Here is a 1,162-nt window from a genome sequence, read left to right on the forward strand (position 1 = left end):
CATACGTGAAGATAGAATTGAACAAGCCACTAACGCACCTGTAGTCATTTCACCTTCCATCACGGCAAAACATCCTACCAACACCACAATTGCATAGGTTAACCCCTGAAGCATTTGAGTCCATGCCATTAAGGTACCGACAATTTTACGCTGTCTCATTCCGATATCGGCTGAAACTTCGTTCATGTGGTTCCACTGGTTCTGAAAGCGAGACTCAGCACGTAATAACTTAATGTCTTCAATGCCCTGCACCGCTTCAACAAGAATGGCGTTACGGATTGAAGATTCTCTCATGCCCTCTTGTGCGAGTTGCGCTAACTTCTTCTGTGCCAGAATACCCGGCAAAAGCATAAGCGGTACAACCAGCAGCATCACCCAAAACAGTTTCCCCCCAATAATCGCAAAAATAATCAGGAACAGGAAAAAGAATGGGAAATCGGCAATTGCACTAATGGTGGTTGAAGTCACCAGCTCACGAACACCTTCGAGCTCACGAATCTGGGAAATAAAACTACCGGTAGATTTTGAACGGTCTTTATTTTTGATGCGTAAGGCATGACCAAATACACGATCAGATACCCGCAAGTCAGCACGTTTACCAATAATATCGGATAAGTACACCCGTGATATACGTAAAGTAAACTCAAAAATAGCAGCAATGAGCACACCACCTGCCAACACCCATAAAGTCGGAATAGACTGTGAAGGTACAACACGGTCATAGACTTGCATTGAGAAAATAATGGTTGCCAGTGCCAATACGTTGGCAATCAGTGAGGCAAACATAATATCAACGTAGCGTTTCCAGTCTCTTAAAACAATCGACCAGAACCAGCTTGCTTCGTATGGTTTGATATATTCGTCAATACGCGCATCGGGAATAGACGTTTCAGGACGTAGAATGTAGACATTCTTAATTGTTGTTTTTAAGACATCTAAGCTTAAATTTTGGGAAAGACCGTGATCTCCACTAAACTGGATACTGACATTTCCTTGAGTATCGGCCTTATCAATTACACCAACTTGTCCGTCATTAAACTCGACCATGATGGGTAAACGCCATGGGTTAAGTAAATCTAATGAAAAAGGTACTTTACGTAAATTGAGTCCAACCTGACGGGTCATTAACTGCAAAACATCATCAAGGTTTTGATTTTGGTTC

At 42.3% G+C, this 1,162-nt stretch carries 1 protein-coding gene; it reads right to left on the reverse strand.

Annotated features, from left to right (window positions below; all coding sequences use genetic code 11):
• A partial coding sequence (locus tag B806_RS0112025; RefSeq protein WP_017403071.1) for an ABC transporter transmembrane domain-containing protein occupies positions 1 to 1,162 on the reverse strand: 1,162 nt, incomplete at both ends.

Origin of the sequence: Acinetobacter sp. TG2027 (assembly GCF_000302435.1) — a bacterium.
Lineage (GTDB): Bacteria > Pseudomonadota > Gammaproteobacteria > Pseudomonadales > Moraxellaceae > Acinetobacter > Acinetobacter pittii.